19 protein-coding genes and 1 tRNA gene are annotated in these 22,469 nt (G+C 67.5%); 10 read left to right on the forward strand and 10 right to left on the reverse strand.

Translation table 11 applies throughout. The features are described from left to right. The first annotated feature begins 35 nt into the window (after nt 1-35). From ACEWX3_RS10600 to clpP2, 4 genes are all read left to right on the forward strand, one after another. Nucleotides 36-112 (forward strand) — tRNA-Pro (locus tag ACEWX3_RS10600). Nucleotides 113-165: 53 nt separating this feature from the next. After that, a complete protein-coding gene (gene tig / locus ACEWX3_RS10605) occupies nt 166-1,617 on the forward strand; it encodes a trigger factor (RefSeq protein ID WP_207067869.1) in 1,452 nt (483 codons plus the stop codon). A 123-nt stretch (nt 1,618-1,740) separates the two neighbouring features. Next, nucleotides 1,741-2,325, forward strand: coding sequence for an ATP-dependent Clp protease proteolytic subunit (locus tag ACEWX3_RS10610; protein WP_173012233.1), 585 nt, complete (start codon nt 1,741-1,743; stop codon nt 2,323-2,325). Then, a complete protein-coding gene (gene clpP2, locus ACEWX3_RS10615) occupies nt 2,322-2,987 on the forward strand; it encodes an ATP-dependent CLP protease proteolytic subunit ClpP2 (RefSeq protein WP_152517863.1) in 666 nt (221 codons plus the stop codon). Before ACEWX3_RS10610 ends, clpP2 begins: the two co-directional genes overlap by 4 nt. A gap of 5 nt (nt 2,988-2,992) precedes the next feature. On the opposite strand, the gene ACEWX3_RS10620 is transcribed toward clpP2, so the two are convergent. Further along, entirely contained in the window at nt 2,993-3,436 is a 444-nt protein-coding gene (locus tag ACEWX3_RS10620; RefSeq protein WP_207067868.1) for a TIGR03618 family F420-dependent PPOX class oxidoreductase, read from the reverse strand. Between the two features lie 104 nt (nt 3,437-3,540). Here ACEWX3_RS10620 and ACEWX3_RS10625 point away from each other — a divergent pair, with 104 nt between their 5' ends. Both ACEWX3_RS10625 and clpX read left to right on the forward strand, forming a co-directional pair. After that, a complete protein-coding gene (locus tag ACEWX3_RS10625) occupies nt 3,541-3,837 on the forward strand; it encodes a hypothetical protein (RefSeq protein WP_374159388.1) in 297 nt (98 codons plus the stop codon). Between the two features lie 272 nt (nt 3,838-4,109). Next, nucleotides 4,110-5,390, forward strand: a complete 1,281-nt coding sequence (gene clpX / locus ACEWX3_RS10630; RefSeq protein WP_207067866.1) for an ATP-dependent Clp protease ATP-binding subunit ClpX — start codon at nt 4,110-4,112, stop codon at nt 5,388-5,390. Nucleotides 5,391-5,499: 109 nt separating this feature from the next. Here the strand turns inward: clpX and fdhD are convergent, their stop codons facing one another. Together fdhD and ACEWX3_RS10640 are read right to left on the reverse strand one after the other, a co-directional pair. Then, the gene (fdhD, locus tag ACEWX3_RS10635) at nt 5,500-6,324 is read right to left on the reverse strand and encodes a formate dehydrogenase accessory sulfurtransferase FdhD (RefSeq protein WP_374159389.1); all 825 of its coding nucleotides are present in this window, start codon (nt 6,322-6,324) and stop codon (nt 5,500-5,502) included. After that, nucleotides 6,312-8,651, reverse strand: coding sequence for an FdhF/YdeP family oxidoreductase (locus tag ACEWX3_RS10640; RefSeq protein ID WP_374159390.1), 2,340 nt, complete (start codon nt 8,649-8,651; stop codon nt 6,312-6,314). Before ACEWX3_RS10640 ends, fdhD begins: the two co-directional genes overlap by 13 nt. A gap of 293 nt (nt 8,652-8,944) precedes the next feature. Between ACEWX3_RS10640 and ACEWX3_RS10645 the strand changes: the two genes are divergently transcribed. Continuing rightward, complete coding sequence (locus tag ACEWX3_RS10645) at nt 8,945-11,122, forward strand: glutamine synthetase III (RefSeq protein WP_374159391.1); 2,178 nt, start codon at nt 8,945-8,947, stop codon at nt 11,120-11,122. A 78-nt stretch (nt 11,123-11,200) separates the two neighbouring features. Here the strand turns inward: ACEWX3_RS10645 and ACEWX3_RS10650 are convergent, their stop codons facing one another. The 6 genes from ACEWX3_RS10650 to iolC all read right to left on the reverse strand — a co-directional run bounded on the left by ACEWX3_RS10650 (nt 11,201) and on the right by iolC (nt 18,223). Next, entirely contained in the window at nt 11,201-12,289 is a 1,089-nt protein-coding gene (locus ACEWX3_RS10650; RefSeq protein ID WP_374159392.1) for a YncE family protein, read from the reverse strand. Nucleotides 12,290-12,437: 148 nt separating this feature from the next. After that, the gene (locus ACEWX3_RS10655) at nt 12,438-13,454 is read right to left on the reverse strand and encodes a Gfo/Idh/MocA family protein (RefSeq protein ID WP_207068226.1); all 1,017 of its coding nucleotides are present in this window, start codon (nt 13,452-13,454) and stop codon (nt 12,438-12,440) included. Beyond that, complete coding sequence (gene iolD, locus ACEWX3_RS10660; protein ID WP_374159393.1) at nt 13,454-15,403, reverse strand: 3D-(3,5/4)-trihydroxycyclohexane-1,2-dione acylhydrolase (decyclizing); 1,950 nt, start codon at nt 15,401-15,403, stop codon at nt 13,454-13,456. The genes ACEWX3_RS10655 and iolD overlap by 1 nt, the downstream gene beginning before the upstream one ends. Before the next feature lie 11 nt (nt 15,404-15,414). Further along, nucleotides 15,415-16,311, reverse strand: a complete 897-nt coding sequence (gene iolB / locus ACEWX3_RS10665) for a 5-deoxy-glucuronate isomerase (protein WP_221360107.1) — start codon at nt 16,309-16,311, stop codon at nt 15,415-15,417. A gap of 3 nt (nt 16,312-16,314) precedes the next feature. Further along, entirely contained in the window at nt 16,315-17,199 is an 885-nt protein-coding gene (locus ACEWX3_RS10670; RefSeq protein ID WP_374159394.1) for an aldolase, read from the reverse strand. Then, the gene (iolC, locus tag ACEWX3_RS10675; RefSeq protein ID WP_374159395.1) at nt 17,192-18,223 is read right to left on the reverse strand and encodes a 5-dehydro-2-deoxygluconokinase; all 1,032 of its coding nucleotides are present in this window, start codon (nt 18,221-18,223) and stop codon (nt 17,192-17,194) included. Before iolC ends, ACEWX3_RS10670 begins: the two co-directional genes overlap by 8 nt. 158 nt (nt 18,224-18,381) lie before the next feature. Here iolC and ACEWX3_RS10680 point away from each other — a divergent pair, with 158 nt between their 5' ends. Continuing rightward, nucleotides 18,382-19,113, forward strand: a complete 732-nt coding sequence (locus ACEWX3_RS10680; protein WP_374159396.1) for a GntR family transcriptional regulator — start codon at nt 18,382-18,384, stop codon at nt 19,111-19,113. A gap of 31 nt (nt 19,114-19,144) precedes the next feature. Here ACEWX3_RS10680 and ACEWX3_RS10685 read toward each other — a convergent pair whose 3' ends face one another. Continuing rightward, nucleotides 19,145-20,137, reverse strand: coding sequence for a Gfo/Idh/MocA family oxidoreductase (locus ACEWX3_RS10685; RefSeq protein WP_374159397.1), 993 nt, complete (start codon nt 20,135-20,137; stop codon nt 19,145-19,147). Nucleotides 20,138-20,395: 258 nt separating this feature from the next. On the opposite strand from ACEWX3_RS10685, the gene ACEWX3_RS10690 reads away from it, so the two are divergent. Next, nucleotides 20,396-21,382 (forward strand): substrate-binding domain-containing protein, encoded by a 987-nt coding sequence (locus ACEWX3_RS10690; RefSeq protein WP_207068217.1) that lies wholly within the window; start codon nt 20,396-20,398, stop codon nt 21,380-21,382. A 28-nt stretch (nt 21,383-21,410) separates the two neighbouring features. Then, nucleotides 21,411-22,469 carry an ABC transporter permease gene (locus tag ACEWX3_RS10695; RefSeq protein ID WP_374159398.1) on the forward strand — a complete coding sequence of 353 codons (1,059 nt, stop codon included), beginning with the start codon at nt 21,411-21,413 and terminating at the stop codon, nt 22,467-22,469.

Here is a 22,469-nt window from a genome sequence, read left to right on the forward strand (position 1 = left end):
TCTGACGCTGCGCGCATGCGCGATGCCGCGACGACCGGGGTGTAGCGCAGCTTGGTAGCGCATCCGCTTTGGGAGCGGAAGGCCGCAGGTTCAAATCCTGTCACCCCGACCAGCACGTCACCCCCGCGAACGAACGATCACGAACATCAATAGAGGAGTACGAACGTGAAGAGCACCGTCGAGAAGTTGAGCCCGACCCGGGTTCGCATCAACGTGGAGGTGCCCTTCACAGAGCTCGAGCCCGAGATCGACAAGGCCTTCAAGCAGCTTGCCAAGCAGATCCGGCTGCCCGGCTTCCGTCCCGGCAAGGCCCCCCGCAAGCTGCTGGAAGCCCGCGTCGGGCGCGGCGCGGTGCTCGAGCAGGTCGTCAACGATGCGCTACCCGGCCGCTACAGCGAGGCCATCACCGCCGAGTCGCTGCAGCCCCTGGGCCAGCCTGAGATCGAGATCACCAAGCTCGAGGACAACGAGGAGCTGGTGTTCACCGCCGAGGTCGACATCCGCCCCGAGATCGACCTGCCGGACTTCTCCGCGCTGACGCTGACCGTCGACGCCATCGAGATCAACGACGAGGACGTCAACGCCGAGCTGGAGTCGCTGCAGAAGCGTTTCGGCACCCTGACCGGCGTCGAGCGGGCCGCCGAGACCGGCGACTTCGTCTCGATCGACCTGTCGGCCACCGTCAACGGCGAGGACGTCCCCGAGGCCAACACCGAGGGGTTGTCCCACGAGGTCGGTTCGGGTCAGCTGATCGACGGTCTGGACGAGGCGATCGTCGGACTCAAGGAGGGCGAGAGCCGAGTCTTCACCACCACGCTGGTCGCGGGCGCGCATGCCGGCCAGGAGGCGCAGGTGACCGTCACCGTGAAGTCGGTCAAGACCCGCGAGCTGCCCGAACTCGACGACGACTTCGCCCAGCTGGCCAGCGAGTTCGACACCATCGACGAGCTGCGCGAGGACCTGCGCGAGAAGGTCGCCCAGGTCAAGCGGGTGCAGCAGGCCGAGCAGATCCGGGACAAGGCCATCGAGCAGCTGCTCGAACAGGTCGAGGTGCCGCTGCCGGAGAAAGTGGTGCAGGCCCAGGTCGACGACACGCTGCACAACGCCATCCACGGCGTGGACCACGACGAGGAGAAGTTCGCCGAGCAGCTCGCCGAGCAGGGCAGCAGCCGCGAGGAATTCGACGCCGACAACCGCAGCAATGCCGAGAAGGCGATCAAGACCCAGCTGTTGATGGATGCCATCGCCGACAAGCTGGAGATCCAGGTCGGACAGAACGATCTGACCGAGCGGCTGGTGCTGATGTCGCGTCAGTACGGCATCGAGCCCCAGCAGCTGTTGCAGATGTTGCAGCAGAACAATCAGCTGCCCGCGATGTTCGCCGATGTGCGTCGCGGACTGACTGTGGCCGCGGTGGTGCACGGCGCGACCGTCACCGACACCGAGGGCAACACGATCGACACCACCGAGTTCTTCGGCCCGTCCGATGAGCAGGCCGCGGCCGCCGGTGGCGAGGACGAGGCCTCTGGTGACGACGCCGAGGAGGCAGTCGAGCAAGCAGCGGAGACCCCGCAGGAATCAGCCGAGGCTGCTGCGGAGGACGACGACAGCAAGTGATGCTCTGAGCGAACGCGCGCGGTCTGGGGACTCCCCGGCGGCGCGCGTTGGTTAGTGTCGTCCGTAAGACCGGTCACCGCGTCGGAAGTACATATAGAAAGCAGGTATCCAGTCGTGACTGATATGCGTGGCGCGCCGCAGGGACTCACGCTCCAGGACTCGGTCTACGAGCGGTTGCTCGCCGAGCGCATCATTTTCCTGGGCTCGCAGGTGGACGACGACATCGCCAACCGGCTGTGCGCACAGATCCTCTTGTTGGCCGCCGAAGACCCCACCAAGGACATCCACCTCTACATCAACTCGCCGGGCGGCTCGATCAGCGCCGGCATGGCGATCTACGACACCATGGTGCTGGCGCCGTGCGACGTTGCGACGTACGCGATGGGAATGGCCGCCTCGATGGGTGAGTTCCTGTTGGCGGCGGGCACCAAGGGCAAGCGCTATGCGCTGCCGCACGCGCGGATCCTGATGCACCAGCCCCTGGGCGGCATCACCGGTGGCGCGGCGGACATCGCGATCCAGGCCGAGCAGTTCGCCTCGATCAAGAAGGAGATGTTCCGGCTGAACGCGGAGTTCACCGGGCAGACCATCGAGCGCATCGAGGCAGACTCCGACCGCGACCGCTGGTTCACCGCGCAGGAAGCCCTCGAATACGGCTTCGTCGACCACATCATCACCAGCGTCAACTTCAACGGAGCGAACTCATGACCGATCCTCGACTGAGCACTCCTCACGGCACCGCAGGCCAGCAGCCGCAGGCCCGCTACATCCTGCCGTCGTTCATCGAGCACTCGAGCTTCGGCGTCAAGGAGTCCAACCCGTACAACAAGCTGTTCGAGGAACGCATCATCTTCCTCGGTGTGCAGGTGGACGACGCCTCGGCCAACGACATCATGGCCCAGTTGCTGGTGCTCGAGTCGCTGGATCCCGACCGCGACATCACGATGTACATCAACTCCCCGGGCGGGTCGTTCACCAGCCTGATGGCGATCTACGACACCATGCAGTACGTGCGCGCCGACATCCAGACGGTGTGCCTGGGCCAGGCCGCCTCGGCCGCGGCGGTGCTGCTGGCCGCCGGAACACCGGGCAAGCGCCTGGCGCTGCCCAACGCCCGCGTGCTGATCCACCAGCCCGCGCTCGGCGGCGTCATCCAGGGGCAATTCTCGGACCTGGAGATCCAGGCCGCCGAGATCGAGCGGATGCGCACCCTGATGGAGACCACGCTCGCGCGGCACACCGGTAAGGATCCGGAGACGATCCGCAAGGACACCGACCGCGACAAGATCCTGACCGCTGAGGCGGCCAAGGAGTACGGCATCATCGACACGGTGCTGGAGTACCGGAAGCTGTCGGCGCAGACCGCCTGACCGCCTCAGCCGTTGCTGTAGATCCGGGCCGGTGTGATCAGCACGGCCGCGCGCCGCTGCTCGCGCATCGTGCGGTCGTAGGCGTCCCAGTCGTCGTGGGTGCCGCCCGCGGCGGTGAACACATCGCGCAGCAACTGGGCCAGCGCGTCGGGCCGGTCCACCCAGGGCTGCTCGTCGTCCGGTCCGGCCACGTCGGCCCGGCCCTCCACGGTGGCCCACTGCCAGCCCCGCCGGAACGTCACGGTGATCTGGGGACGAGCCCGCAGATTGGCCAGTTTGACCCGCCCGTAGGTGACGAAGCCGAGCACCTGGGCGCCGGTGCCGGGGTGAAGCAGGGGACCGGCGTTGACGAGCGTCGACTGGATCGTGTGGTCGGCCCGCAGAGTCGACACCACGGCCAGCCCGTTGTCGTCGCGCGCCAAGGCAAATGCGTCGTCGAGGGTGGTCATGGTCGCAGGCTACGTCAGCCCAATGCCGCCGAAAACGGGTCGGCACGGTCCGCGCGTGGCAGGCTGTCAACCGCTGATATTGACGGCGGCGAAGGGTGGATGCGGTGGGGATTCGGCGGAGGGCGATCGGAGTCGCCGCGGCGGCGGTCGCAGGTTCGTTGCTGCAGCTGGGTGCACCGGCGCCGGGGTATGCGCAGGAGCCGGTCTGCCCGGCGGGGATGTACTGGGACGTGATCACCAACCAGTGCCTGTACTACGACGTCAACGTCTACCTCGATCCCAACCCCGTGGTGGGGCCGTTGGGCCCGGTCGGGGTTGGGGGAGTCGTGGGTCCGGTCGGTCCCGGCCCCGTCGGTCCCGGCCCGGTGGGCCCAGGTCCGGTCGGCCCGGGCCGGCGGTAGAACACCCCGCCGTGCACGGCAGGTACGTTGGAATCGGTGACTACGGCGGGTTACAGCAGCGACACGCCAGAGACACGGTGGTGTGTTCCGTAGCCATCCGGAGCGCATCAGGGGATATGTTGGCGCAACCACGTACGAATACCACCGGCGCGATTCGGCTTTATCGGTCGCACAGCCGGTGAACAAGCGGGTAGCGTCGGGTTCATTCCCGGTGTGACCACCGAAGCAACTGATCACGACTGCCGAATAGTAGGAAGTGGGACCCCAACACCATGGCACGCATTGGAGACGGCGGTGACCTGCTGAAGTGCTCGTTCTGTGGCAAGAGCCAGAAGCAGGTGAAGAAACTCATCGCCGGACCAGGCGTGTACATCTGTGACGAGTGCATCGATCTGTGCAACGAGATCATCGAAGAGGAGCTCGCCGACGCCGACGACGTCAAGCTCGACGAGCTGCCCAAGCCCGCGGAGATCCGCGAGTTCCTCGAGGGCTACGTCATCGGTCAGGACACCGCCAAGCGCACCCTCGCCGTCGCGGTCTACAACCACTACAAGCGCATCCAGGCCGGGGAGAAGACCCGCGACTCGCGCGCCGAGACCGTCGAGTTGGCCAAGTCCAACATCCTCATGCTCGGTCCGACTGGATGTGGCAAGACCTACCTGGCCCAGACGCTGGCCAAGATGCTCAACGTCCCGTTCGCCATCGCCGACGCCACCGCGCTGACCGAAGCCGGCTATGTCGGCGAGGACGTCGAGAACATCCTGCTCAAGCTCATCCAGGCAGCCGACTACGACGTCAAGCGCGCCGAGACGGGCATCATCTACATCGACGAGGTCGACAAGATCGCCCGCAAGAGCGAGAACCCGTCGATCACCCGCGACGTCTCCGGCGAAGGCGTGCAGCAGGCGCTGCTGAAGATCCTGGAAGGCACCCAGGCCTCGGTGCCCCCGCAGGGCGGCCGCAAGCACCCCCACCAGGAGTTCATCCAGATCGACACCACCAACGTGCTGTTCATCGTGGCCGGTGCGTTCGCAGGCCTGGAGAAGATCGTCTCCGACCGCGTCGGCAAACGCGGACTGGGTTTCGGCGCCGAGGTGCACTCCAAGGCCGAGATCGACACCCAGGACCACTTCGCCGAGGTCATGCCGGAAGACCTGATCAAGTTCGGTCTGATCCCCGAGTTCATCGGCCGCCTGCCCGTCGTCGCGTCGGTCACCAACCTGGACAAGGACTCGCTCGTGCAGATCCTGTCCCAGCCGAAGAACGCACTGGTGAAGCAGTACACCAGGCTCTTCGACATGGATGGCGTGGAGCTCGAGTTCACCGCCGACGCCCTGGAGGCCATCGCCGATCAGGCCATCCACCGCGGCACCGGGGCGCGTGGTCTGCGCGCCATCATGGAAGAAGTGCTGCTGCCGGTGATGTATGACATCCCCAGCCGTGACGACGTGGCCAAGGTCGTCGTCACCAAAGAGACCGTCGAGGACAACGTCCTGCCGACGATCGTGCCGCGCAAGCCGTCGCGCAACGAGCGCCGCGACAAGAGCGCCTAGTCCTGCCGCGCGAAAGCGCGCCCAGTCCTGTCACACACGAAAATGCGCTGAGGGTCGTGCAGTGCGCCGACTGACGACCGTCAGCGCATTTTCGCGGTAAGCAACTACGTCAGCCGGTCACCCGGTCGGGCCGCGTGTAGATGTTCATCGATGTTCCGCGCAGGAACGCCACCAGCGTGATGCCGGACTGGCTGGCCAGATCCACCGCCAGCGACGACGGCGCCGACACCGCCGCCAGGATCGCGATACCGGCCATCACCGCCTTCTGTGTCAGCTCGAACGACGCTCGACCACTGACCAGCAGCACCGTGCCGCCCAGCGGGATGCGACGCTGCTCGAGGGCCCACCCGATGACTTTGTCCACTGCGTTGTGTCTGCCGATGTCCTCACGCACCACCAGCAGCGCACCGTCGGCGGCGAACAGTGCGGCGCCGTGCAGCCCGCCGGTGGCGGCGAACACCTTCTGCTGTTCGCGCAGTTTGCCCGGTAGCCGCGACAAGGTCTCGGCGCTGACGGTGCTCGGGTCGTCGCCGGGGCCGTGCTTGCTGACCAACCGCACCGCCTCCAGGGACGCCTTGCCGCACACGCCGCACGATGATGTCGTGTAGAAGTTGCGGGTGGGGTCCACATCCGGGGCGGGAACCTCCGGCGCCAAGGTGACGTCGAGGACGTTGTAGCTGTTGACCCCGTCCACATCGGCACCGCGGCAGTAGCGCACGGCGACGATGTCGTCGCGCTCGGCCACGATGCCCTCGGTGAGCAGAAAGCCTTGCGCCAGTTCGATGTCGGCGCCCGGGGTGCGCATCGTGACGGTCACCGGCGCACCGTTGACCCGGATCTCGAGGGGCTCCTCGACCACCAGCGTCTCCGGCCGTGCGACCGCGTCGCCGGCCGTCACGTGCTGAACGCGACGCCGCGCGGTCACCCTGCCCATGGTCGACGCTCCAGTCGGATGACGACCGCCTTGGACACCGGGGTGTTCGACTTGGCCGCCGTGTGATCAAGGGGCACCAGGGGATTGGTTTCGGGGTAGTAGGCCGCTGCGTTGCCGACCGGCGTCGAGTAGGACACCACGGCGAAGTCGTCGGCGCGGCGCTCCTGGGTGCGTCCGTCGGCGTCGGTGAACTCGGAGATCAGGTCGACGCGGTCACCGTCGGCCAGGCCCGACGCCTCGAGGTCGGCGGGGTTGACGAACACCACCCGTCGACCGCCCTTGACGCCGCGGTAGCGGTCGTCGAGCCCGTAGATGGTGGTGTTGTACTGATCGTGGCTGCGCAGCGTCTGAAGTACCAGCCGCCCGGGTGGCACCGGAACCCATTCGATCGGATAGGTGCTGAAGTTCGCCTTGCCCGTGGTGGTGGGGAAGTCGCGCGAGTCGCGCGGCGGGTGAGGAAGCTGAAATCCGTCGGGCTCGCGCACTTTGCGGTTGTAGTCCGCGCAGCCGGGGACCACCGCGGCGATGGCGTCGCGGATGGTGTCGTAGTCGGCGTTGAACCGCTCCCACGGCACCGGGTGTCCGGGCCCGAGCAGGGTCCGGGCGAGCTGGCAGACGATGGACACCTCGCTGCGGACCTGATCGCTCGGCGGCTGCAGGCTGCCGCGGGACAGATGCACCATCGACATCGAGTCCTCGACCGACACCTGCTGTTTGCCGCCCGCCTGGACGTCGCGGTCGGTGCGGCCCAGGGACGGCAGGATCACGGCGGTGCGGCCGTGCACCAGATGGCTACGGTTCAGCTTGGTAGACACCTGCACCGTCAGCGCGCACTTGCGTAAGGCGGCTTCGGTCACCGCGGTGTCCGGGGTCGCCGAGGCGAAGTTGCCGCCCATCGCCATGAAGACCTTGGCCTTGCCGTCGCGCATGGCCCGGATGGCGTCCACGGTGTCGAGCCCGTGGTCGCGCGGACTGCTGATGCCGAACCGGTCGTCCAGCGCGGTGAGAAAGGTCTCGGGCATCTTCTCCCAGATACCCATGGTGCGGTCACCCTGAACGTTGGAGTGCCCGCGTACCGGGCACAGGCCCGCGCCCGGTTTGCCGATCATGCCGCGCATCAACAGCACGTTGGAGATCTCGGAGATGGTGGGCACCGCGTGCTTGTGTTGGGTCAGCCCCATCGCCCAGCACACCACGATGCGTTGGGCGCCGGCCATCATGGCCGCGAAACGGTCCAGCTGCACCCGGTCGATGCCGGTTGCCTCCGCCACCTCGGTCAGGTCCACCGCCCGGGTGCGGCGCTCGTAGTCGGTGAAGCCCGCCGAGTGCGCGGCGACGAAATCGCGGTCGACCACCGTGCCGGGGGCGCGATCGTCGGCTTCGAGCAGCAGCCGGCCCAGACCGGCGAACAGCGCCATGTCCCCACCGAGGCGGATCTGGACGAACTCGTCGGCGATCGGGACGCCGTCACCGATGACGCCGTGCACTTTCTGCGGATCCTTGAAGCGCATCAGCCCGGCTTCGGGCAGCGGGTTGACGGCGATGATCTGCGCGCCGTTGCCCTTGGCCTTCTCCAGGATCGACAGCATCCGCGGATGGTTGGTGCCCGGATTCTGCCCGGCAATCACGATCAGATCGGCGAGCACCAGATCCTCGACGGTGACCGAACCCTTGCCGATGCCGATGGACTCGGTCAGCGCGGTGCCCGAGGATTCGTGGCACATGTTCGAGCAGTCGGGCAGGTTGTTGGTGCCGAAACTGCGCACCAGCAGCTGATAGAGGAAGGCGGCTTCGTTGCTGGTGCGGCCCGAGGTGTAGAACACCGCCTCGTTCGGATCGTCGAGCGCGCGCAGTTCGTCGGCGATCAACCGGTACGCCTCGTCCCAGCCGATCGGTCGGTAGTGGGCATCACCGGGGCGCAACACCACCGGATGCGTGAGGCGGCCCTGCTGGGACAGCCAGTATTCGGGTTTGTCGGCGAGTTCGGCAACGGAGTGCCGCGCGAAGAACTCCGGCGTGACCACGCGGGTGGTGGCTTCCTCGGCGACGGCCTTGGCGCCGTTCTCGCAGAACTCGGCCAGCTTTCGGCCCCCGTGCTCTTCGGGCCACGCGCAGCCAGGGCAGTCGAAGCCGTGCCGCTGGTTGAGTTTGGCCAGCGTCGCTGCGGTGCGCAGCGGGCCCATCGACTCCAGCCCGCGCCGCAGCGACACCATCACCGCCGGCACGCCGGCCGCCTCGTGCTCGCGGTCGGTGACCGTCAGCGCCCCTTCGTCGATGTCGGCGTCGATGTCGTGGTCGGGGTGGCGGCGAGTCGGCATACTCCCCATTCTGCCCCTGCCGCCCCTCCGCCCCGGCTGCCCTCCGTTCCGGCCGCCCCTCCGTCCGGGGAGCGCGCCCCGCCCGTCATTCCGCGAGTGCGCGCGTCTGCATGGCGACACGCCACCGCAGCCGCACCGCGGCGCGCGCTGGCCACTGAGCGCGCGGCATTGGTAACCAGCGCCTTCTGGCGTTGACGCCGGCGTAACAAGATCGGCACGCATCGTTCCTAAGGTGGGCCGGTCAACCGTCCATGAGAAGGGGTCGGGGCGGCCCCAGACCGAGCCAGCGATAAGGAAGTCCAGTGAGCGGAAATGCGGTGCGCCTTCAGGCCATCTACAACGTCGAGGCGTATGAACCCCCGGCCTTCAGCTTCGACCCGAACGAAGCACCCGGCGAGGTCTTCGGCTCCAACGTGTTCACCAAGGCCGAGATGCAGCTGCGGCTGCCCAAGTCGGTGTACAAGTCCGTCGTCGCGACCATCGAGAAGGGCGCGAAACTGGACCCGGCCGTGGCCGACGCCGTCGCCGCGGCGATGAAGGACTGGGCGTTGTCGAGGGGTGCCACCCACTACGCCCACGTCTTCTACCCGATGACCGGCTTCACCGCCGAGAAGCACGACAGCTTCCTGGAGCCCGTCTCCGACGGTGAGACGCTGGCCGAATTCGCCGGAAAGACTCTGATCCAGGGCGAGCCGGATGCGTCGAGCTTCCCGTCGGGTGGCCTGCGCAGCACGTTCGAAGCGCGCGGCTACACCGGATGGGACGTCACCAGCCCGGCCTACATCCTGGAGAACCCGAACGGCAACACGCTGTGCATCCCGACGGTGTTCGTCTCGATGACCGGTGAGGCGCTGGACTACAAGACTCCGCTGCTGCGCAGCCAACAGGCCATGGGCGCGCACGCCGAGCGCATCCTGAAGCTGTTCGGTCACAAGAACTTCGAGAAGGTCGTGTCGTTCTGCGGGCCCGAGCAGGAGTACTTCCTGGTCGACCGGCACTTCTTCCTGCTGCGCCCGGACCTGATCAACGCCGGTCGCACGCTGTTCGGCGCCAAGCCGCCCAAGGGCCAGGAGTTCGACGACCACTACTTCGGTGCGGTGCCCGACCGCGTCCTGGCGTTCATGATGGACACCGAACGGGAGCTGTTCAAGCTCGGCATCCCGGCCAAGACCCGGCACAACGAGGTCGCCCCGGCGCAGTTCGAGGTCGCCCCGATGTTCGAGAAGGCCAACATCGCCTCCGACCACCAGCAGCTGCTGATGACGGTGTTCAAGAACATCGCCAAGAAGCACGGCATGGAATGCCTTTTCCACGAGAAGCCGTTCGCCGGCGTCAACGGCTCCGGCAAGCACGTCAACTTCTCGATGGGCAATGCCGAATTCGGCTCACTGCTGGTACCCGGCGACACCCCGCACGAGAACGCCCAGTTCCTGGTGTTCTGTGCGGCCATCATCCGCGCCGTGCACAAGTTCGGGGGTCTGCTGCGGGTCTCGGTTGCCTCGGCGACCAACGACCATCGCCTGGGTGCCAACGAGGCCCCGCCGGCGATCATCTCGATCTTCCTGGGCGCGCAGCTGGCCGACGTGTTCGAGCAGATCGCCAAGGGTGCGGCCACGTCGTCGAAGGGCAAGGGCGTCATGCACATCGGCGTGGACACGCTGCCGACGCTGCCCACCGATCCCGGTGACCGCAACCGCACCAGCCCGTTCGCGTTCACCGGTAACCGGTTCGAGTTCCGTGCCCCGGGCTCCGGGCAGACCGTCGCGGTGCCGATGATCATCCTCAACACGATCATGGCCGACTCGTTCGACTACATGGCCACGGCGCTGGAGAAGGCCGTCGGCGAGGGTGAGGAGTTCGACGTCGCGGTGCAGAAGCTGCTCACCGAGATCATCACCGAGCACGGTGCGGTGGTGTTCAACGGCGACGGCTACTCGGACAACTGGCAGATCGAGGCCGCCGAGCGGGGCCTGCCGAACTTGAAGACGACGCTGGATGCGATCCCGGAGCTGATCAAGCCCGACGCGATCGAGATCTTCGAGAAGTACGGCGTGTTCAGCGAGCGTGAGCTGCACAGCCGCTACGAGGTCCGCCTCGAGCAGTACGCGCTGACCATCGGTGTGGAGGCCAAGCTGGCCCTCGAGCTGGGAACCACGGTGATCCTGCCGGCGGCCGTGCGCTACCAGACCGAGCTGGCGCAGAACGTCGCCACGCTGAAGGCGGCCGGGGTGGACGCCGACACCACGATGCTGGAGGCCGTGTCCGCGCCGATCGCCGAGCTGACCGCGGCGGTGGGCGCGCTCAGATCCGCGCTGGCCGAGCACGCGGGCGAGTCGGCGCTCGACGAGGCGACCCACGCCCAGAACGCCCTGCTGCCGGCGATGGACGCGGTCCGCGCCGCGGCCGACACGCTGGAAACCGTGGTGGCCGACGACCTCTGGCCGCTGCCCACCTATCAGGAGATGCTCTACATCCTCTGACGCCGGCCTGTTCCGCGAGCGCGCGCGTCGGTACGCCGAAACGCCGCATCTGGTGTGCGACGCGCGCTCGCGGGCTTGTCAGGGTACGTCCGGGTCCACGATCTGGACCACGCCGTCGGTGACGCCGGCGATGAACAACCGTCCGGTCTGTGCGTCGACGCCGACGGTGTAGGGGTTCTGCACCGTGGGCACCCGGGACACCTCCCGCGGCGTCGGCTCAGCCATGTCGTATCCGATCACCTCGTTGGTGCCCGAAGACGACACCCAGAGCCGGTCGCGGGTCGGGTCGTAGGTGATGCCGTATGGGCCGCCGGGCTGGGCGACCTCGGCAAGCTGGCGGGGTTCGGTGCTGAACACGCGCACCGCGTCCCCGCGGGTGTCGGCGGCGATCATCCGCCCGTGCCTGTCAGCGACGAGGTGTGTCGGCCCGGCGCCGGCCGGGGTGGATCCGACGATCGTCAGGTCGGCGGCGTCGTAGATGGTCAGGTCGTTCTTGCGGACGTCCAGCAGACCCATCCGGTCGCCGACCGGCGCGAGGCCGGCCGGCTGCACGCTGTCGGTGAACACCTTGACGACCTCGAGCTCGTCGGTGCCCCTGAGCGCGGTGACGGTGCCGCCGAGTTCGTTGGCCACGAACACCGTGCCGTTCGGTGCCTGCGACGCGTCGTGGGGGAAGGTGCCGGTGATGATCTCCTGCCGGGCCTCCCCGCCGGGAAGCGAGACCCGGACCAGGGCGTCGGCGCTTTCGACCGGCACCAGCACCGGCCCGCCCGGCCGCGCCAGCTGCAGGTGACGCGCATGCCCGGGCAGCGGCGTACGTGCGGTGATCTCGCCGGTGTCGGCGTTGATCAGCACGAGCTCGTTGGGGTCACGTTTGGCGACGGCGACAGTCCGCGTGACAGCGTCGACGACGATGCCTTCCGGTGCCGCGCCGACGGCGACCTGCCGACCGGGCGGCGGCTGCGCCGGCGCGGGCGCCGACCGGGGTTCGGCGGGCGGGGGCAGCGTCTCGGTGGGCGGGCGGGTGCCTTCGGTGGGCACGCCGGTGGGTACGAGTCCGGTGGTGGTGGGCGTACTGCTGGGGCCGGCATCGGGTGACGAGGCGGGCTCGCCACCGCATCCGGCTAGCAGCACTGCGATCGCGACGGCTCCGCCCAGTCTCTTCATGCCGGGACGCATACCCGGGCGGCTGTCGAGGCAGTCCTTACAGAACATTACGGACTTTCACCGCCGCCCGGCGCAAGCCTGCCGGCGCCGGTCGCCACGCCGGCGCCACGATCTCGACACGCGACGGTCACCCGAACCCGAAGTGGGATCAGGGATGCTCGGCGAGCTGCACGTCGACGGGTTGGCCGGTTGCCAGGGATCGGACCCCGGCCGCGCACACCGCGGCTGCGGCATAACCGTCCCAGGCAGTGGGTCCGTCGACGAAGTTGCCGCTGGTTCGGCCTTGGTGGACCGCGTCGACCCAGCGTTGGATCTCGATGTCGTAGGCGCGGCCGAAACGTTCGCGGAACCCCGGCGTGAGGTGACCGCCCCAGGTGCCCGCCGCCGACTTTCGGATCATTCCGACGTCGAGTCCGATGATGGCGCTGCCGCGTTCACCGACCACTTCGGTGCGCACCTCATAGCCGACGCCGGTGGTGACGAACAACTCGACATCGACATGCTTGCCCGACGCCGTCCGCATGATCGCGATCTGCGGATCGATGACACCCTGCGGCGCACCGGGATTCGACACCGGCGTGATGATCTGGACGCTGGCGATCTCCTCGTCGAACAGGAACCGCGTCACGTCGACCTCGTGGACGAAAGAGTCCTTGACGATCAGCGTGCTGTCGAAGTACGACGGCACGCCGGCGTTGCGGTGCACGCAGTGCATCAGCAGCGGGCGGCCGAGCTCGCCACCGTCGAGCAGCGTCTTGAGCCGCATGTACTCCTCGTCGAAGCGGCGCATGAAACCGACCTGGATCAGTGAGACACCCGAATCGGCTTCCCGTCGGACAATGTCGAGCGACGTGGAAACATCTGTGGTCAGGGGCTTTTCGCACAGGACGGGTTTGCGATGCTCGAGGCAGGCCAGCAGCTGTGCCTCGTGGGTGGTGCCGGGGGTGGCCAGCACCACGGCGTCGACATCGTCGGCGGCGATGGCGTCGATCGGATCCGCGGCTGCCCGGCAGCCCGGGATGGCGGCGGCGATCTGCTCGGCCTTTTCGGTGATGAAGTCGTTGACCACCGCCACCCGGGCCCCGGAGATCGTCGAGGTGATGCGGGCGACGTGGTCGGCGCCCATCACGCCGACACCGAGCACCGCGATACGCAGGTCAGCCATCAGCGATCCGACGGGTTGATCAGCGGGCGCTGGACCTTCTTCCAGTCCGCGTACCGCTGATAGGCCTGTTCCGTCGAGTCCAGCGTCGACGTCTCGGAAACGGGCACGTCCCACCAGGAGTGGCTGTCGGGCGCGTAGACCAGCGGATCGGTTTCGACGTAGATGACGGTGGTGGTTTCCGCGGCTTTCGCGGTCTTGACCGCGTCGGCGAACTCGGCGGCGGTGCCGGCCTTGATGACGTCGGCGCCGAGGCTCGCGGCGTTGGCGGCGAGATCGACCGGCAGCGTGTCGCCGTCCAGGCGGCCGTCCGCACCGCGGTACCGGTACGCGGTGCCGAACCGTTGCGAGCCCAGCGATTCGGACAGGCCACCGATCGAGGCGAAGCCGTGGTTCTGCACCAGCACGGGGATGACCTTGACGCCTTCCTGCACGGCCGTCACCAGCTCGGTGGCCATCATCAGGTACGAGCCGTCACCGACCATGACGAACACGTCGCGGTCAGGGGCGGCCATCCGCACCCCGATTCCCCCGGCGATCTCGTACCCCATGCACGAATAGCCGTACTCGACGTGATACCCCTTGCGGTCGCGCGTCCGCCACAGCTTGTGCAGGTCACCGGGCATGGAACCGGCGGCGCACACGACGACGTCGCGGGCGTCCGAGAGCGTGTTGACCAGTCCGATCACCTGGTTCTGGTTCAGCGGCACGCCGTCCTCGGTGCGGTAGACCGACGAGACGGTGTCGTTCCATTCCGCCATCAGCTCGGCTGTCCTGTCTCGGTAATGCTCGCTGACCGTGTAGTCGGCCAACAGCTCGCTCAGCGCATCCAGGGCCTCCCGTGCGTCGGCGACGACGCTGATGCCGCCGTGCTTCACCGAGTCCAGCGACGCCACGTTGATGTTGACGAACCGCACCTCCGGGTTGTTGAACGCGGTGCGCGATGCCGACGTGAAGTCGCTGTATCTAGTGCCGATTCCGATGACCACGTCGGCGTCGGCGGCCAGGGCGTTGGCCGCCGTGGTCCCCGTCGAGCCGATCGCCCCCACCGAGCGCGGATCATCGTGCAGCACTGCGCCTTTGCCGGCCTGGCTTTCACCGACCGGGATCCCGGTCTGCGCGACGAACCGTGCGAGGGCATCGTTGGCGCCGGAGTAGATGACCCCACCGCCGGCCACGATCAGCGGCTTGGCCGCCGAGCGGATCACCTCGGCGGCGCGGGCGAGTGCGGCACGCTCGGGTAGCGGCCTGCCGATGTGCCAGGTGCGCTCGGCGAACAGCGACACCGGCCAGTCGAACGCCTCGGCCTGGACGTCCTGGGGGAGGGCGACGGTCGCCGTTCCAGTCTCCACCGGGTCGGTGAGCACGCGCATGGCTCCCAGCAGGGCGGCGGGCAGCTGCTCGGGACGCCACACCCGGTCGAAGTAGCGCGACAGCGGCTTGAACGCATCGTTGACTGTCACGTCTCCGCTGGAGGGCAGCTCCAATTCCTGCAGCACCGGGGCGCTGACCCGGGTCGCGAAGGTGTCCGAGGGCAGCAGCAGCACCGGCAACCGGTTGATGGTGGCCAACGCGGCGCCGGTGAGCATGTTGGTCGCACCAGGCCCCACACTGGCGGTGACCGCCCAAGTCTGCAGGCGGTCGCGCTGGCGCGCGTAACCGACCGCGGTGTGCACCATGGCCTGCTCGTTGCGACCCAACACATACTTCAGTGCCGGCTCGACGCCCGCCTCGGCCGCCTCGACCTCGTCCTGCAGCAGGGCCTGCCCGATTCCGGCGACATTGCCGTGGCCGAAGATGCCGAGGCATCCGGCGAAGAACTTGTGCCGCTGACCGTCCCGCTCGACGTACTGGTTGCCCAGGAAGCGGACGGTCGCCTGCGCCACGGTGAGCCGCACGGTCGGTTCGGTGTCGGCGAGTTTCTCGGTCGACTTCGGTGCGGTGGAAACCACTGGTCAGTCTCCTATCCAGCCGGCGGGGCCGGCGATCGAGTGTCGGAGCGGGGCTGCGGGAACGGCAGCCGTGGATCGATCTGCTGGTGCTCCCAGCTGGCGCGCAGCCAGGTGTGGGCGGGATCGTCGCAGATCAGCCAGGCCCGCGTGGGCCCCGAACCCGCCATCACGTTGAGGTAGTACATGTGGTGGCCCGGTGCCGCGATCGAGGGCCCGTGGTAGCCGTGCGGCACCAGCACCGCATCACCGGAGCGCACCTCCTCGAGGACCTCGATCGGCCGTTCGGGAGTGCCGTAGACCCGGTGGTAGCCGAAACCTGGTGTGCCCGCCGGGCTGTCGTCGATCTCGAAGTAGTAGATCTCCTCGAGCTGGGTCTCGACGTCGGTGTTCTCGTCATGTTTGTGCGCGGGGTAGCTCGACCAGTTGCCGCCGGGGGTGAGGACCTCGCACGCGATCAGCGAATCGGCCTCGAACGCGGTGGCGGTGCCGAAGTTGTGGACCTGGCGGCTGCAGTTGCCCGCTCCGCGCAACTCGACGGCGACGTCGGCGGCCGCCACCCGGCGGTTCGGGAACGAGGTCTCGGCGCGTGCACCGCAGATCGCGATGCGGCCGCGGCCCGCCAGGGTGTAGGTCTGGTCGAGACCCACGTAGACCATGTCGGCGGGACCGTCGAACACCGACTCACGCGGCGACAGTGCGAAGGTGTCGTCACCACAGGTGACGTTGCCCGCACCGGCCAGCGGCAGGATCATCACCTCGGTGTCGCCGGTGTGCAGAGCCAACTCACCGTGCTCGTCCAGATCGACGACATGCAGCGAGGATTCAGCCCATCCGGCGTCCTCGGGGGTGATCGCCACGGTGTACGGGGCGGGTGCGCTGTTCGCGGGAATGTAGAGCTTGGAATGCACAGCTCACCTCACCATCGCCACAGCGGTGGCGACCGCCGAGCTCACGTCGTCGTCCGGAGGGTACAACAAGGTGCGCCCGACGATCAGACCGCGCACAGCCGGGAGGCCGAGTGCTTTCTCCCAGCTGGCGAACGCCTCGTCGGGGTCGGTGGGGTCGCCGCCGAGCAACAGCGTCGGCATGGTCGTCGATTCCATCACTCTGTCCATCTCCGGCACCACCGGCAGCTTCATCCAGGTGTATGCCGAGGTCGATCCCAGGCCCTGAGCGATGTGCACCGACTTGATGACGGCATCGGGGGACAGGTCGTTGCGCACCTTGCCGTTGACCCGGGTCGACATGAACGGCTCCAGCATGGCGATCAGACCGAGTTCGGCCAGTTCGTCGACGGCCGTGGCGCAGGCCGCCAGCGTGGACACGGTAGCCGGATCGTCGAGGTCGATCCGGCACAACATCTTCCCGCCGTTCATCTTCGCTGCGCCGGTCGACGCGGCGGTCGCGCCGGTCATCCGGTCGTCGAGCTCGAACGACGCGCCGGCCAGGCCGCCCCGGTTGAACGACGAGAACACCACCTTGTCCTCCAGAGCGCCGAGGAGCACCAGGTCGTCGAGGATGTCGGCGGTGGCCAACACACCGTCCACCCCAGGGTCGGCAAGCGCGGCGCGCAGCCGATCGAGAAGGTCGGTACGGCTGTTCATGGCGGTAGGCCGGGAGCCGACCGCCAGGGCGCCGCGGGCGGGGTGATCGGCGGCGACGATCATCAGTCTCCCGTTGCCGCGCAGTGTCGGCCGGGTGGTGCGATGCGCCCAGGCCCGGGCTACCGCGGCGGGATCGGTGGCCCGGACTTCGCTGACTGCCGCGTAGTCCGGGCACTGGGGGGTGTCAGACATTCACGGCCTCCACGGCGGTCTGTTCGGCGAGGGCGGCGATCTCGGCTGCGGTCGGCATGGCGGTCGAGCATTCGAGCCGGCTCGCGACGATGGCGCCGGCGGCGTTGGCGTAGCGCAGGGTCTTCTCCAGCGGCCAGCCGTTGAGCAGGCCGTGGCACAGGCTGCCGCCGAAGGCATCGCCGGCGCCGAGGCCGTTGACCACGTCAACCTCGTTGGGCGGCACAGTGACCGACGATCGTCGGCTCTTGCCTAGCACTCCGCGCGGACCCTGCTTGACGATGGCGAGTTCGACACCGAGATCCAGCAGCGCGTCGGCCGCCTTGTGCGGGTTGGTCTCGCCGACGGCGATCTCGCACTCCTCGCGGTTGCCGACGGCCACCGTGACGTGGGCCAGCGCGCGTTGCACCTGCTCGGTCGCTTCCGCCGGCGACGCCCAGAACATCGGCCGGTAGTCGAGGTCGAGGACCGTCAGCGGTTCTCGCTGACTGTGCCGATACTCTTCGCGCAAGCGCTCACTCGGCTGATGCTCTTCGCGCAAGCGCTCATCGCGAGCCGCCCAGGCCGCGAAATGTGCGCTGCGGCTGGGCTCTTCGGACAGTCCGGTGACCGTAGCCCAGAACAGCCGGGCGGTGCGGACCGCCTCGGTGTCGATGTCATCGACGGTGATCTGCAGGTCCGGTGCGCTCGGCTTGCGGTAGAAGTAGAGCGGGAAGTCGTCGGGAGGAAAGATCTCGCAGAACGTCACCGGGGTGGGGAACTGGTCGTGGGTGGCCACGTAACGGTTGTCCACGCCCAGGCGCGCCAGTTCAGCGCGCACGTAGCGGCCGAACGGGTCGTCGCCCACGCCGGAGATCAACCCCGAGTGCTGCCCGAGTCGGGAAGCGGCGACGGAGACGTTGGCGGCACTGCCGCCGAGGAACTTTCCGAACGTCTCCACATGCTCGAGTCCGACGCCGACCTGTAACGGATACACGTCGACGCCGCACCGCCCGATGGCAAGGATGTCGTATGGCTGATGGGTCATCAAGAGTCACTCCGACGGATAGGTGTGGGTGGCTTGGTAAGACTGTGCCCTCGGTCACGCTCGCATGTCAAGACTTTGTCCTGACATTCTATCTTTTGCACGTCCGATGTTAGGATGCAGCTACTGTTCGACTGGTCCTACGCGAGATCGGAGCCGACGTGCCCCTGACAGTGGAGCTCGACAGGTCAAGCCCTGTCCCCCTCTACTATCAGCTCGCTCAGGCGATCGAGGCGGCCATCAGAGATGGCGAACTCGCCCCTGGCGACCGATTCGAGAACGAGCTGGCTCTGGCGAAGCGGCTGACGTTGTCGCGGCCGACCACGCGGCGGGCGATCCAGGAACTCGTGGACAAGGGGCTGCTGGTTCGAAAGCGCGGTGTCGGCACCCAGGTCGTGCAGAACCCGGTGCACCGCCGCGTCGAGCTGACCAGCTTGTTCGACGACCTCGTCCGAGCGGGGCAGGAGCCGTCGACGCGACTGCTGGAGTACCACGTCGGTCCGCCCGACGACGAGGTGGCCCGTGAGCTGAACCTCGCCGCAGACCGGGAGGTGGCCGTCATCAAGCGGCTGCGCTGCGCCAACGGCGAACCGCTGGCCCTGATGACCAACTACCTGCCCGCCGATATCGCGCCGGCTCCTGAGGAATTGGAGAGAAACGGGCTCTACCAGTCGCTGCGTGCGCGCGGCGTGCACATCCGGCTGGCCCGCCAACGCATCGGGGCGCGCAGCGCGACCCGGCAGGAGGCGGCGCTGCTCGACGAAAAGCCCAACGCGCCGCTGCTGACGATGGCGCGCACCGCGTTCGACGACTCGGGTGCGGCGGTGGAGTTCGGTGATCACGGTTATCGGGCGTCGCGGTACTACTTCGACACCACGGTGGTCGACCGCTAGGTCGGTCAGGTGAACACCGCCAGGAAGTCATTCACCGCCGCGGTGCTCCCTGGAGCGTGACAGGCGCGCTGGTCTCCACCGATTTGCGTGCGGCGAGGGCGATCTCGAGGGCGGCGCGCGCATCGGTGCCGGTCACCGACGGCGTGACACCTGATCGCACGCACTCGGCGAAGTGAGCGAACTGCGCGATATAAGCGTCGTGGAACAGTTCGATGTTGGCCCCAGCCGCGTGGTCCGGTTCGCGTCCGGCCAGCAGGACTCCGCGGGAGCCGAAGACCTCAGCGCGTACGTCGTAGCCATACACCGCCTGGAAACTCGCCTCGGCCACGGCGAACGCCCCGTTGTCGAACCGGATCTGCACGACCGCGGTGTCCAGGAAGCCCTGCCCGGCCAGCTGGGGATGGACCAACGCATCGGCCTGCGCGTAGACCTCGGTCACCCGAGCGCCTGGGTTCAGAAAGCGCACCGTGTCGAAATCGTGGATCAGGGTTTCGGTGAACACCGCCCACGGTGTGACGCCTGCGGCGTCGGCGGCCGAGATGCCAGGGTCGCGGGTCAGTGACCGCAGCACCTGTGGCGTGCCGATCTCTGCGGCCGTGATCCGCGCCTGCATATCGGCGAAGTCGGCTGCGAAGCGGCGGTTGAACCCCACCTGTAGTGCGACCCCCGCGGCTCGGGCGGCTTCCACGGCGCGATCGGCATCGGCCAGCGATGAGGCCATCGGCTTCTCGCAGAACACGTGCTTGCCCGCCCCGGCGGCGGCGACGACGAGATCGGCATGGGTGGCCGCCGGCGAGCAGATCGCGACGGCCTCGACCGACGGATCGGCGATCAGCTCGAACGGATCGCGGTAACTCGCTGTTGCGCTGAGAGTTAGAGCAGCGCAAACTCTTTCGGTGGCCTCGACGACCGGGTCGGCGACGGCCACCAGCCGGGTATCGGGCAGGCGGCGTGCCAGGGTCTCGGCGTGGAAGTTGCCGATCCAGCCTGCGCCGATGAGCCCGACGGGCAACGGTGCGGTCATGCTGAACTCCGATCCGACGAGAACGATCTCAGAGAATCTAGAGCGTCGGTCCGACCTTCACGCAGTGTCACAGTTGTTTCGGTTGGTGGGCGTACGGCAGCGATGCAGCACGACATATGACTTGCGGTCCTAATGTCAGGACAAAGTCTTGACTTTCCGGTGTGAGCCGTATTACATCAATCCCGAGGCGTGCCGCCCGACACCGACCCCCTGGGGTTCTACCGGGGCACCGCGGAGATTCGAGGACAAGGAGAAGCGATGACGTTCAAGCGGCTTGCGGCGCTGGCGGGAGCGGGCGTGCTGGCACTGGGGATGGCGGCATGCTCGAGCACCGGCGGCGCACCTGAGGGTTCCGAGGGCGGGTCGGGCGGCGGCACCGTCGACACTCCGCGCAAGACGGTCGCGATGATCACCCACGAGGTTCCCGGCGACTCGTTCTGGGACCTGGTCCGCAAAGGCGCCGAGGCGGCCGCTCAGAAAGACAACATCGAGTTGCGATACTCGAACGACCCCGAGGCGCCCAACCAGGCCAACCTGGTGCAGTCCGCGATCGACAGCGGGGTCGACGGCATCGCCGTCACCCTGGCCAAGCCCGACGCCATGCGCGCGGCGGTGGAGCGGGCCAACGCGGCGGGCATCCCGGTGGTCGCGTTCAACGCCGGCATGGACTCCTGGGAGGCCATGGGGGTCAAGGAGTACTTCGGGCAGGACGGTTTCATCGCCGGGCAGGGCGTCGGTGAGCGGTTGCAGTCCGAGGGGTCGGCCAAGGCGCTGTGTGTCATCCACGAGCAGGGCCACGTCGATCTCGAGGCGCGCTGCGCCGGTGTACGCGACACCTTCCCAGCCGCCGAGATCCTCAACGTCAACGGCAAGGACATGCCGTCGGTGGAAGCGACGATCACCGCCAAGCTGCAGCAGGATCCCAGCATCGACTACATCGTCGCGCTCGGCGCCCCGTTCGCGCTGACCGCGGTGCAGTCGGCGCAGAACGCCGGCAGCACCGCCAAGATCGGCACCTTCGACACCAACGCCGCGCTCGTCGACGCGATCGAAGGCGGCGATGTGCAATGGGCGGTCGACCAGCAGCCCTACCTGCAGGGCTATCTGGCGGTGGACAGCCTGTGGCTGTACCTGACGAACGGGAACGTCATGGGCGGAGGTGCGCCGGTGTTGACGGGGCCGGCCTTCATCGACGCCTCCAACATCGACGCGGTCGCCGAGTACGCCCGCGGCGGCACCCGCTGAGACGGCCCGCCGGTAAGGAAAGACTGACATGACTACGCAAGCCAACCCCGACGCGTCGACCCACAAGGTCGTCCGGGACGAACGGGTCAAGGAACGCAACCGCCTGCAGCGGTTGATGATTCGTCCCGAGGTGGGTGCCGCGATCGGCGCCATCCTGATCTTCGTCCTGTTTCTCGTCGTCGCCGAGCCGTTCCGCGAGGCCTCCTCGCTGGCCACCGTGCTCTACGCGAGTTCCACCATCGGCATCATGGCCTGCGGCGTGGCGATGCTGATGATCGGCGGTGAGTTCGACCTGTCCACCGGTGTCGCGGTGACCTTCAGTTCGCTGGCCGCCTCGATGCTCGCCTACAACCTGCACCTGAACCTGTGGGCCGGTGCGGCGCTGGCACTCGTGCTCGCCCTCGGGGTGGGATTCTTCAACGGGTTCCTGGTGATGAAGACCAGAATCCCCAGCTTCCTGATCACGTTGAGCACCTTCTTCATGCTCGCCGGCATCAACCTCGCGGTCACCAAGTTGGTCGCCGGGCAGGTCGCCACCCAGAGCGTCAGCGACATGCAGGGCTGGGATTCGGCGCAGAAGGTGTTCGCGTCCTCGTTCACCATCGGCAACGTCAGCATCCGCATCACCGTGGTGTGGTGGCTGGTGTTCACCGCGATCGCGACCTACGTGCTGTTCAAGACCAAGATCGGCAACTGGATCTTCGCCGTCGGCGGTGACGCCGAAGCAGCCCGCGCGGTCGGGGTGCCCGTCACCAAGGTCAAGATCGGGTTGTTCATGTTCGTCGGGTTCTGTGCCTGGTTCGTCGGCATGCACCTGCTGTTCGCGTTCAACACCGTGCAGTCCGGTCAGGGCGTGGGCAACGAGTTCTTCTACATCATCGCCGCTGTCATCGGCGGCTGCCTGCTGACCGGTGGTTACGGCACCGCCATCGGTGCGGCCATCGGCGCGTTCATCTTCGGCATGACCAACCAGGGCATCGTCTACGCCGGGTGGGATCCGGACTGGTTCAAGTTCTTCCTCGGAGCGATGCTGCTGTTCGCGGTGATCGCCAACAACGCCTTCCGCAACTACGCCGCAAAGAAGTGA

The organism is Mycobacterium sp. G7A2 (genome assembly GCF_041902445.1).
Taxonomy (GTDB): domain Bacteria; phylum Actinomycetota; class Actinomycetes; order Mycobacteriales; family Mycobacteriaceae; genus Mycobacterium.

Coding starts and splice junctions, on each gene's coding strand:
- ACEWX3_RS10610 (WP_173012233.1), top strand. CDS start 1,741: ATGCGTGGCGCGCCGCAGGGACTCACGCTCCAGGACTCGGTCTACGAG.
- clpP2 (WP_152517863.1), top strand. CDS start 2,322: ATGACCGATCCTCGACTGAGCACTCCTCACGGCACCGCAGGCCAGCAG.
- ACEWX3_RS10620 (WP_207067868.1), bottom strand. CDS start 3,436: ATGACCACCCTCGACGACGCATTTGCCTTGGCGCGCGACGACAACGGG.
- clpX (WP_207067866.1), top strand. CDS start 4,110: ATGGCACGCATTGGAGACGGCGGTGACCTGCTGAAGTGCTCGTTCTGT.
- fdhD (WP_374159389.1), bottom strand. CDS start 6,324: ATGGGCAGGGTGACCGCGCGGCGTCGCGTTCAGCACGTGACGGCCGGC.
- ACEWX3_RS10640 (WP_374159390.1), bottom strand. CDS start 8,651: ATGGGGAGTATGCCGACTCGCCGCCACCCCGACCACGACATCGACGCC.
- ACEWX3_RS10650 (WP_374159392.1), bottom strand. CDS start 12,289: ATGAAGAGACTGGGCGGAGCCGTCGCGATCGCAGTGCTGCTAGCCGGA.
- ACEWX3_RS10655 (WP_207068226.1), bottom strand. CDS start 13,454: ATGGCTGACCTGCGTATCGCGGTGCTCGGTGTCGGCGTGATGGGCGCC.
- ACEWX3_RS10670 (WP_374159394.1), bottom strand. CDS start 17,199: ATGTCTGACACCCCCCAGTGCCCGGACTACGCGGCAGTCAGCGAAGTC.
- iolC (WP_374159395.1), bottom strand. CDS start 18,223: ATGACCCATCAGCCATACGACATCCTTGCCATCGGGCGGTGCGGCGTC.
- ACEWX3_RS10685 (WP_374159397.1), bottom strand. CDS start 20,137: ATGACCGCACCGTTGCCCGTCGGGCTCATCGGCGCAGGCTGGATCGGC.
- ACEWX3_RS10690 (WP_207068217.1), top strand. CDS start 20,396: ATGACGTTCAAGCGGCTTGCGGCGCTGGCGGGAGCGGGCGTGCTGGCA.
- ACEWX3_RS10695 (WP_374159398.1), top strand. CDS start 21,411: ATGACTACGCAAGCCAACCCCGACGCGTCGACCCACAAGGTCGTCCGG.